The organism is Methanobrevibacter sp. (assembly GCF_030539875.1).
GTDB lineage: Archaea > Methanobacteriota > Methanobacteria > Methanobacteriales > Methanobacteriaceae > Methanocatella.
In genome coordinates, this window is record NZ_JAUNXI010000002.1 from 106,888 (window position 1) to 118,293 (window position 11,406).

Here is an 11,406-nt window from a genome sequence, read left to right on the forward strand (position 1 = left end):
TTATTACTTTAAAAACTATTTTTTATCACGTTTTATATAACCTACACCTAATAATATTCCAATAGCCAATACACCAATTAAAGCATATATTAAACTATTTGAATCAACAGATTTAGCAGCTGGAGATTTGGAAATTTCATATGATTTTGCATCCCCTTGGTCATTTTGTGAATCATCAGCTTCATTATTTTGAGCAGAAACACTTGCAGATGGACTGGAAATTACAGAACCTGAAGTTCCAACACTACTGGATTGTGAAGGATTGACATTAGGCACTTGTGCATTTGAATTACTGTTAGAATTACTATTTGAGCTAGAATTAGAATTTGTGTTTGAATTTGAATTGCTATTATTAGAGTTCTGATTCATAGCTTTTAATAAATCTTCTTTAGTAACATTAGCAAGACTTTTCAAGTAGGAAATAGAATTGAATCCCGCACCTACGCCTTGTTTTAACATGTTAAATTGTTCTTCAGTAATCCATTTTTCACTTACAGTTGTAATAGTCGGTCTGGATTTAATGTCATCATTAGGTCTATTACCATACATGTCAATAAATCCTTTAATCATATTAGCACGTTGTGCTTCACTAGTTACATATTTGCTGGTGTCAATTTTACCATTTTGGAAATTTACAATCATTGCCCTACCTATTTTAAGATTGTCATCCCATACAATAAGAACACCTTGTGATAAACCGTTTTCGGTTTCATTTTTTGGTAATTTTTGTACAAAGAAATTACCTAAACCAGGAGACAAATCTAATAAATAAGTTAGACTATCATCTTTACAATAAATGTTAGATGCAATGTAAGTGTAAGACTCGTTTTCACTTAATGGATAATTATTCTGGATATAATCAGTTATGAAAAATCCAGGTTGTACACCAGGACATACGTGAGCATGGTACAAGAAAGTTGCCATTTGGTCAAATAACGGATGTTCATTCCATGCATTAATAATAGTTTGCACATTAAACCAGTTTCCATCAGGAACAAAAGTTTTTTCAATAGCCCTTAATTTAGCACTATTGTTTAATGTTTCAAATCCAATATCGACAACCCTTTTACCGTCAAGATTTCCAACGAAGAAATCTTTAGTATCAGGATTATATCTTAAGTAAATCATATTTACTAAATCAGAATCAGGATAACGGATTGCAAACGCAAACCATAAAGGTTTCCATACAGCTTGGTGGAGACTTAATAAGTTTTGACTGTATAAGGTTCCTCCAAATACTTCAAAAATACCATCACGTGCAATTACAGTATCTTGACCATTTAAGAAAGCGTATCCTGCATCAGTTAAAGCAAGGAAATCAACGTCATCTCTTTCAATGTCAATACCCAATTCATCTTTAAATATTTTCTTAGCTTCATTAGCTGCATCGGTACCTATTTGTTTAATTTCAGCATCAGTTAATTTAGAATGACCATCATCAGAAACAGTAGCCCTTGTAGCTGACGGGAGATTTAATGATAAAATATATTTTAAGTCTAATCCATGACCATCAACACCATATTCTGCAGGTTCACCATCATAGGTTACATTTGCAGTAGTTCCCATCAAGTAATTATAATGTTCTTCAGTCAAACCTGTAAATTCATATAAGAAATCGACTAATTTTTCAGGATTACTGTTAATTTTTTTAATCCACCAGGAACAATATTTCAATTCTTCTAAACTTCCACCATCAGGGTTTATTTTAGTTTCTTTAGTAAAGAGTTTTTTAAGTTTAGTAGAATTAAAGGACATGATAATTAAATCACCAGTTTTTAATTTAGCATTCCATTTAATAAAACCGATCATATTTTCAGTAGCGCCAGTATTAGTAGTGTTCATACCAGTATAACCAGTTTTACCAATTGTATCATCTAAAAAGAATAATGCAGCATCATCATCTGATCCGCCAGGAACGCCAAGTACTTTATATGCAGTTATATCCGCAGGAGAGCCGACACCGCCAGGATTTGTTTCTTGTTCAGGAGGATAGTACTTCAATAAAGCTTGAATAATACTGTATCCGCCTAAAGTACCTTCACAAATATGACCATGGAAAGCAGCTTCTTGAAGAATCTCTCTAGAAACACCAGCAGACCAACCATTTGCCAAACTTGCAAAAGCCCATGAATTTTCACCTACAACCGCTTTGTAATATTTATTCCATTGGGATTTAGTCATGTTCTCAGAAATAGTGCCCAAATATGAATATTTTGTAGACCCGTTTTGGAAAACGACAGCTTTTAACTCATTTCCTTTTTTAACAATAAAAGCAAAGTCAATAGGATCAACAGCACTTTGACGTAACATCAATATATTACTATAAGATACCTTGCCATAGTTAACAATTGCTTCCATTGTATCTTCACTAGTTTTACCTTTATATTTTGCAACACCTGCTGTAGTGATGGCCAAAACATCATCCGCATTGTCAAAATCAAGATATTTATCCGCCTGAACAGTTACTTCATGTCCTAATTTGTAACTTTCAGAGGCTTTCATATCAAAGGTAACATTAGGTAAAACAGAGTTACCTACAGGAGTGATAATTTTATATTGAGTTAAGTATCCAGGTGCATAAATAGAAATATTAAGTTTATCCGCATTTGTAGAGTTAATTACAACATTATAATAGTTGGATGAACTATTATACTCTTTTGAGACAATATGTTTATTATTAACCATAATAGTCGGATTTATTTTTCCATTATCTTCAGAATATTGATAATTAACGGCAACATTTAAATTTGCCAAATCCTCTTGAGGCATACCATCCTGTTGAATATCAGTGGAATTTGAATCTCCAAGAGTTGATTCATCAATATCATTTGCACAAACACCACCCATCATTAGCAAAACAAGCATACTAAAAAATAAAAGTGAAATTAACCGTTTGTTAATAATTTTACCCCCATTTTTCTTTAAATTCAGTTGTATTCATAAGTAAATACACATAATATGAAAAAATTAATCATATGAATACATTTTAAAAGTTAAAGTAATACACATATAAATATAGTTATTACTAAAGTTAATTAAAATTATAAAAAAGTATTACTATTTCATTATTTTAACACATGGAAATACCTAATTATAAAATCATTACCTCCCATATTAACATACATATGTCAATTAACTAAAAACATTATAATAAAGGAGTTATTTACTGAAATATATCCTAAATTTATTAAAAACTAAAATAAAAAGAGGTTTAGTCTTTTTTAAAAAAGTAATAAGTAACTTTGTTATATTTTTAGCAATTATAAGAAATAATAAATTATTAGTTAAATTAAAAAGTAATACAATTCGAAAAAAATATTCTGAACATGTAATATTCAAATAATACCTCCTTTCCAGCATTAATTATAAAGCAGTGACTTCGAATATGGAGCTCTACAAATAATGAAACAAATTGGATTGGTACAATTACTAGGTATTTTTTTGTTTGAAGAAATAAAAGAGTCTTTATAATCTAAAAAAAACAATCATAGCAATATTTCAATTCACCCCTCCATTTTTGAAACTAGATATATTTATAATATCTAAAACATAAATATTAAAATACTATATAAAGGGATGATTATGAAAACTGGAAATGGTATTGTAAAAAAATATTCACGGGAGTATAAGCGGACGCTTAAAAGCGGCGAGCAGAAGAAATATACTACTCAACAAATACAAATCACCATTCCAAAAAATGAAGATATTTATCAGGACAAAGAAGAAGTTTTAATTATTCCAAATAACGAAATTGAAAATTTCAAGGGCCTAGAAGAAGAAATTGAATTTTTAAAAGTCGCTAATTATTTTTATGTTGAGGAAGTGGAAGAGTTGCAAAAAAAGATTGATGAAAATTTAGACTTTACTTCAGAATACAAAAAGGAAATTGAAAAATTAAAAAATGAAATCAATTCTTTAAAAGACATTGAAGATGAATACAAATCAATGAAAAAAAGTAACATTGACTCATTAAAGCAGGAAAACCTAAACATAAAAGATAAGCATTCCAAGTTAATTGTTGAAAATGAAAACCTGAAAACAAAATTTACCAATATTAAAATTGAAAATGAAAACCTGAAAACTAGATATACAAGCATTAAAGAAGAAAATAAGAATCTTAAAAACAAATGTTCTAACTTAAAAGACGAACATGCAACTATTAAAGACAGTTACAATCAAATTTCAACTAAATATGACCAGTTAAAACAAGAAAGTTTCAACACAAGAACCAACTATGCCGAAATATATGAAATGAACGAAAATTTAGAAAAAGAATATGATTCACTTCGTCTAGAATATAATGAGTTAGTTGACAGATTCAATGAGTTGGAAGAAGAATTGTATAAAGTCAAGTCCACAAAATCCCATAACGAATTTATTGCAAACAAAGTTAAAGAATTTATTTTAAAAAACGGGAAGTAAAAAGTTTAGTAATCATCCTGAAACTCAGGATTCCATCTCTTAAGTCCAGGAATAACAAACGCTGTAATACCAGTTGCTTGTGTTTCGGATAATCTCGGATTTTTATCCATCATTTCCCTTGTTTTTCTTATAATCATTTCCTGTAGAGTTATATCCGGTTCAGTGTATTCACCATTTTGATAACAATCACAACAAAATTCCGGATTTAAACTTCCATCCTTATTGGTTCCATAATCTGCTTTTACAATTGGTCTGCCACATGAATTGCAAAATCCCATAATAAAAACTCCATTAAAAAAAATAGTTGTAAATTAGAATAAATCTAATTTACTCGTCTTTCACTTCAATATTTTCATCTTCATCCATAGCAAGTCTCATGTTGTCAGGATCCGGGTCGAAATGTTCTAAGAAGTCTTGTGCAGCCCTTCTTACATCTCTAGAACCGATAATGTATCTGCCGGCAATAATGATGTTTGCACCTTTGTTAATAGCTTCTTCAACATTGTTAGGTTTGATACCACCAGCAACAGCAATAAGTCCTTTATCACCGAGTTTTGCTTTAATATCTTTAATATTACCCCATTCAGTCATGTCGCTTGTATCTTCACCATGTTCTGCTCTGTAGGTTTCCATATCAACATTTCTGTGTAATAAAACAATATCCGGTTTTAATCCTTCAGGAAGTTTAGCTAACTTTTCTTCAAATTCAGCCACGTTCATCATGTCAAGGATTGAATAGATTCCTTGTTTTTGAGTTTCATGGATGGCTTTTGCAATAGATTCAACAGTACCAAGACCGGAAATAGCCACTGCATCAGCAGTTTCGTCTGCAGCCATTTTAACTTCTACACGACCCACATCTAAAGTTTTTAAATCAGCTATAATGAATGCATCAGGACGTAATGCTCTGATTTTTCCGATAATTCCGACACCGAATTTTTTAACGAGCGGAGTACCTGCTTCGAGTAAAATCCTGTCGTTGTCAGGCAGATCATTAATGATTTTTTCCATTGCCGCTTCATTATCTAAGTCAAGTGCAACTTGCAGGTATGGTGGTGACCAAAGTTTTTTGACTTTGAATCCCATAATCGGGTGAGTTCCACGGTCTTTTTCTGCCAATACTTTGTCAATAGATGGATAATCTTCCATTGCTCTTCTGATAGCCAATTTAGTTGCGCCGTAGTTGTATTGATAAATTTTTCTGTAATCTTTAGCAGAAGGATCTATGAATACACTTACATTTATCACGATGTCTTCCACAATTTCTTTTGGAATGTATCCGTCTTCTACTGCATCAGCTACTGCTCTTGCAACAGCAGTTTGTGCAGGTCCAAATATTTTGCCTGCATCTTCTAAATCTCCAACAGTTACTTTAGGAATGATTAAAGTAGCTGGTTTAGTCATTAAATTTGGTCTAATTACACTTGTTAAAGGAGTGTGTCCTACAGATAAGTTTGATAAACCATTAGCAAAAGCCTGACCAACAGGGCCAAATTTATCACCGATTAATAAATCAATGTGTGCTAATTCAGGGCCATCTCCAATAAGAGCTTCTCCTATTTTATACATTGGGTCCATTAAATTTCCTCCATATTAAGTTATTAGTTTATTTATAAATATAATTATTTATTGGAAGTTAATCCTTCTTGAGATATCTTTAGGTAAAGGTAATCTTCTGAAAGGTTTTCCTTCACATTCATCATTGATTTCAGCAATTAACTCATCAACAGTCATATCAACTTTTTCACCGGTTTTACGAACAGTTACTTGGAATTTACCAGATTCAACTTCTTTATCTCCAACAACAAAGATGTAAGGAATCCATTCTTTAGCGGCATTTCTGATTTTTTTACCTACGCTTTCATCTCTATCATCAACATCTACACGGATATTTGAATCATTGATTTTTGAATATAATTCCTCTGCAAATTCTTTATGGGATTCGCCGACAGTTAAGATTCTTGCCTGAATCGGACTTAGCCAGGTTGGCAGCATCGGAGCTTTATCATTTAATTCAATTGCTGTTTTTTCAAGCATTGCACATAAAACCCTTTCAATACTTCCAGTCGGTGAACAGTGCAAAACTGTTGGATTATGTTGAGCCCCATCTTCACCTAAGTAAGAAATACCGAATCTCTTACCACTTTCAACATCGATTTGAACAGTCGGATTTTCAATTGGACGGCCCAAAGCATCAATATTTGCTAAATCGATTTTGCATACCCAGTAATGATGTCTTTCAGGTAAGATTTCAAGTAAAATAGGTTTTTGGAATTTTTCAGCTATTTCATACATCCATTCTTCATTTTCTTCAAAGAAATCCTGAGTTGCTCTGAAAATTACTTCAAAGTCCAAATCCAAATCCTTGCCTGTCTGCATACACATGTCAGTTTGCTTTGAGAATTCCTTAAGTGATGCAGGTACATCTGCGCAGAATGAATGGAAATCAGGCATGGTAAATGCCCTTAATCTTTTAAGACCTACAACTTCACCTTTTTTCTCATAACGGAAACTGTAGGTAGATAATTCATAAACTCCGGCAGGCAAGTTTTTCCAAGTTAAGTATGAATCTGCCATTACTCTGAATGCTCCAAAGCAGCATGCAAATCTAAGCATTAAATTCTTTTTAGTATCGGTTCTGTACTGCCTTTCACCAAATTTGTATGCATGCTGGTAAATTGCATCGTCGTCCAAATCATAGAAAATCGGAGTTTCAATAGGCATTGCTCCATTATCAACACTAAGGTTATAAACATAATCAGCAAGCAAATCTCTTATTAGCCTACCTTTTGGATACCATCTAAGGTTTCCAACATCTGAAGCGGATTCGTAATCACATATTTCTTTTTCTCTCATTAATTTAACGTGAGGAGGTTCGCCTTCATCAGATGCGCCTTGTCCTAATTCATAATCAACAAGTTGTTTGAAAGCATGATTTTCAAATTTGAAGTCTTTGATTTGAGTAATTTTATCTCCTTCAAGGATTTGCCATTTTGAAGGTTTTCTCTCAACTTTAGCTTCTTGTGCATCATCAGCAGCAATAGTTCTTGAAAGTTCGCTTAATGGGTGACCTTTACATGAAATTTCAAATGCCTTATACCATCCGAAAGGTACTCTTTTTACATTTAAGTCTTCTGAAAGTAAAGCTTGTTCTGCATCTTTTAAAATTTGTACGGCAACTTTTGGAGAACTTAATGAAGAAGATAAGTGAGCGTAGGGATATAATACTATATTTTCGGCTTTAACTTGATCATTAGTTTTTTTAACTTCACTGACTAAATTTTTAACAATACCTTCTGGATTATTCTCATCGTCTTTTTCAACAGCTGTAAATACTACTAAAGAGTCGTCAAAGGATCCTTCTTTTTTAACATCCTCGATTTCTTCAGCGACAGGTGTTTTATTTTTTACATTATAATTTAAATAATCAGAATGAATTAATAAAATTCTCATTTAACCACCATATATTATAATTTAAATTTTAGTTTTAATATTATATAAAAATAGCTAATTTTAAAGCATTTGTAAAAATTAGGTTTTGGAAAAAAAGAAAAAGATAGAAGAGTTGTACTCTTCTATTTAATTGTTATTTTTATAGATTTTGATGAACCTTTGTATGTGTTGTCACCTGCAAATTTAATTGATGCTGTGTACTTACCTTTTTTAGTTAAATTAATATTAAATTTAGCAATTCCATTTTTATCTGTTTTTGCTGTGTAAGTTTTACCATTAACTTTTAAGGTAATTTTTTTACCAGCACTGAGGTATGTTTTACCGTCGTACGGGTTTTTACTGGTTGTTAGTTGTACACTTACAGTTTTTGTTTTTGCAGTTGATTTAAATGTTTTATCAGTTGCTTTAATTGTTGTTGCCTTCTTGGTGAGAATCAACTTGGATGAAGCAATCGGTGCAGCATTATACATATCATCACCTTGGAAGCTTAATGCATAAGTGTATGTATTAGCAGCAGCAAGGTTAATTTGCAATCCTGCTCTACCATATTCATCAGTAGTTACATTATAAATCGGACCATTTACTGCAATTTGTACTGTTTTATTTACTAATGGGTTTCCATTAGCATCTTTCAATACTGCATAGAACAATGCTCCTCTTTCACCAGCACTCCAATCATTCGCAACACGAGTAAATGTAGCATCAACAACAATTACAGTATCTATTCTAGATACTGACATTGTTTTTAAATCGGAAACTGAAGCATAATTCTCATCACCAGAATATTTCGCTTCAACAACATGGTTTCCAGCACTTAAGTTAGACAATAAAACAATGGCATTGCCATCAACAACATCAACAGTGTCAACCTTTTTGCCATCAACAAAAATAACTACAGATCCAGTAGCATCTTTTGCTAATGTGATACTTGCAATACCTGTTTCACCTACTTTGATGTCGGCAACATTTAAAGTAATTGGTGTTACTTGTTTATCTTTTACAACAATAGTAATTGGACTGGATTCAGAATGATTGAATTTATCATCACCACCATAATTAGCAACAATCGCATACTCGCCAGCAGGTAAATTGAGACTTAATTTATTAGATTTAGAAAGGTCTAAAGCATAATAAATATCTCCAACCTTAATTAAGACCAAACCTGTGGCTCCCTCACTAACATCAACATCAATAACAATATTCTGACCTGCGACATTTGGAGAAATAGCAACTTCGCTAGCAAATTTGGCAACTTTTAAAACAGCACTGTCATGTGCACCTTTATAATTCGCATCTCCATCATAAACCACTACAATAGAATGCTCACCAGCAGCAAGACCAGAAACAACATGACTTACCTTACCATCATCATCTAAATCAACAACAGATTCAACACCATCAACAATGATTTTAACTACACCAGAAGCACCAGGAATACTTACACTAACAGTAGCATCCTCACCAACTTTAACATCAGCAGCCTCAATAGTAATATGAGCAACCTGCTTATCAGCTACAACAACAGTAATCGGACTGGACACAGAAGAATCAAACTTGTCATCACCCATATATTTAGCAACAACACTGTACTCTCCAACAGGCAAACTGATACTAATCTCATCAGACTCAGAAAGATCTAAACTATAATAAGCACCAGCAACCTCAATCATAACAACACCAGTAGCACCGTCAGTAACACTAACCTTAATCACAGTATCCTGACCAACAACAACATTACCACCAACAACACTAACCTCACTAATAAATTTAGCAACATTCAAAACAGCACTGTTATAAACTGCATTATGGGTTTCGTCACCATCATATATTGCTATAATTGAATGTTCACCAGCAGCAATATTTGGAATAATGTATTCTGCTTTTCCGGTTTCATCTAATGTTATAATAGTGCCAGCACCATCAACAATTATTTTAACTACACCGGAAGCACCAGGAATGCTTACTTTGACAGTAGCATCATCACCAACTTTAACATTATCATCAACAGAGATAGATATGATATAATCCGGTTCCATCACTTTAAATATTACATTATCAAATACAGGACCAATATAATTATCATCACCATTGAAGAAAGCAAAAGCAGCATAAGTGTTAGAAGCCAAACCAGATACGTCAAATGAACCTATACCATTATTTACTTTTACGGTATATGGGACATTATTTAAAATTACAACAACATCACCATTCAATCCAAGGTCATTTACACCACGTAAAATTACATTTACGGTTACAGTTTCCCCTACTTCAAATTCGTTTTTATTAACATATACTTTAAATTCAGTGATATGCGCTTTAGGAACTTCATAAATACCAATGAGTTTTACTAAATTATCCGCCACATAATCAGTGGAAATAACAATTTCACCAGCATTTTCAATAATATATTCAGTTGTGTATACTCCATCATCAAATGTGATGTCCCCAATTGTTTTTCCGTTTACTGAGAATTTGAAATTGTAATCTTTTATTGCATTTCCATTATCATCAGTTAAAGTAGCTCTAAGTTCTACAACATCACCTAATTCTGCAGAAAGTGTTTTATTTTCTAAGAAGATAGCATTAATTGTTGTAGTGACAGTACCTTTATCATTAATTATTCCAAAATCGGTTGATTCTATTTTATTTCCTGCTAATGTTAATTCAGCATTGTTATAAATAGTTCCAATACCTTTATTATCCTTGAAATTAGAATTGGATACGCTTAATGATTTACCATCTGAATAAATTGCACCACCTTTAGCAGCAGCATTGTTTGTGAAATTGGACTTTTCAATAATCATTTCAACTGAAGAATCACCGCAAATAGCACCACCATAAGCTAATTCAGAACCGAAAACAGAATTGTTTTCAAATTTAGAATCAACAATACGGATTTTACCATTTTGAGCTACGATTGCACCTCCTTTAGGAGTATCAGTACTTGAAACCCTATTGTTTGTAAAAGTACAATTAGTAACCAAACCGTTAGCTCCAGGATACATTGCAGTAACAGCCGCACCAGCAGCAGTATAACCAACACTACCATAACCTAACGCTTTATTACCATCAAAGACAGAATCAGAAATCTCATACTTAATATCCTCAATATGAATAGTACCAGCATAAGCAGTATTATTTACAAACTTAGAATCCCTGATAACCAAACTTGGAGTGCCCACACCATCAATTACAGCAGCATAAATTGCACCACCATAACATCCACTGTTATTAACAAACCTAGAACCAGTAATCTCAGTAACAGCAGAAGTAGTAATAATAGCATTAATCAAATCACCAGTCTTGCCGTCAGTACCTCTAACAACATAATCCTTAAGATTATTAGTGAAATTAGAATCAGCAACAGTTAACTTACCACCAAGAGCATAAATGGCAGCACCACCATTATCCACATTCTTAGAACGGAAAGTAACATCATTACCATCAAAAATTGCTTTATTCACAGCAACATTACCTTCAGAGTAAATCGCACCACCACGAGTAACCGCAGTATTATTAATGAACTTCACA

At 32.5% G+C, this 11,406-nt stretch carries 6 protein-coding genes; 1 reads left to right on the top strand and 5 read right to left on the bottom strand.

Annotated elements, in window-relative coordinates:
- Positions 1–15 precede the first annotated feature (15 nt).
- On the bottom strand, positions 16–2,865 hold the full coding sequence (locus Q4Q16_RS01410; RefSeq protein ID WP_303345652.1) for an FmdE family protein: 2,850 nt from the start codon (positions 2,863–2,865) through the stop codon (positions 16–18).
- A 717-nt stretch (positions 2,866–3,582) separates the two neighbouring features.
- Here Q4Q16_RS01410 and Q4Q16_RS01415 point away from each other — a divergent pair.
- Positions 3,583–4,422 carry a phosphoserine phosphatase gene (locus tag Q4Q16_RS01415; RefSeq protein ID WP_303345653.1) on the top strand — a complete coding sequence of 280 codons (840 nt, stop codon included), beginning with the start codon at positions 3,583–3,585 and terminating at the stop codon, positions 4,420–4,422.
- Between the two features lie 5 nt (positions 4,423–4,427).
- On the opposite strand, the gene Q4Q16_RS01420 is transcribed toward Q4Q16_RS01415, so the two are convergent.
- The 4 genes from Q4Q16_RS01420 to Q4Q16_RS01435 form a co-directional block, all read right to left on the bottom strand.
- On the bottom strand, positions 4,428–4,700 hold the full coding sequence (locus Q4Q16_RS01420; RefSeq protein WP_303345654.1) for a zinc ribbon domain-containing protein: 273 nt from the start codon (positions 4,698–4,700) through the stop codon (positions 4,428–4,430).
- 49 nt (positions 4,701–4,749) lie between these two features.
- Complete coding sequence (locus Q4Q16_RS01425; RefSeq protein ID WP_303345663.1) at positions 4,750–5,991, bottom strand: bifunctional 5,6,7,8-tetrahydromethanopterin hydro-lyase/3-hexulose-6-phosphate synthase; 1,242 nt, start codon at positions 5,989–5,991, stop codon at positions 4,750–4,752.
- A 57-nt stretch (positions 5,992–6,048) separates the two neighbouring features.
- Entirely contained in the window at positions 6,049–7,875 is a 1,827-nt protein-coding gene (locus Q4Q16_RS01430) for a threonine--tRNA ligase (protein ID WP_303345655.1), read from the bottom strand.
- 122 nt (positions 7,876–7,997) lie between these two features.
- On the bottom strand, positions 7,998–11,406 hold a 3,409-nt coding region (locus Q4Q16_RS01435; protein ID WP_303345656.1), incomplete at its 5' end, for an Ig-like domain repeat protein.

Coding starts and splice junctions, on each gene's coding strand:
- Q4Q16_RS01410 (WP_303345652.1), bottom strand. CDS start 2,865: ATGCTTGTTTTGCTAATGATGGGTGGTGTTTGTGCAAATGATATTGAT.
- Q4Q16_RS01415 (WP_303345653.1), top strand. CDS start 3,583: ATGAAAACTGGAAATGGTATTGTAAAAAAATATTCACGGGAGTATAAG.
- Q4Q16_RS01420 (WP_303345654.1), bottom strand. CDS start 4,700: ATGGGATTTTGCAATTCATGTGGCAGACCAATTGTAAAAGCAGATTAT.
- Q4Q16_RS01425 (WP_303345663.1), bottom strand. CDS start 5,991: ATGTATAAAATAGGAGAAGCTCTTATTGGAGATGGCCCTGAATTAGCA.
- Q4Q16_RS01430 (WP_303345655.1), bottom strand. CDS start 7,875: ATGAGAATTTTATTAATTCATTCTGATTATTTAAATTATAATGTAAAA.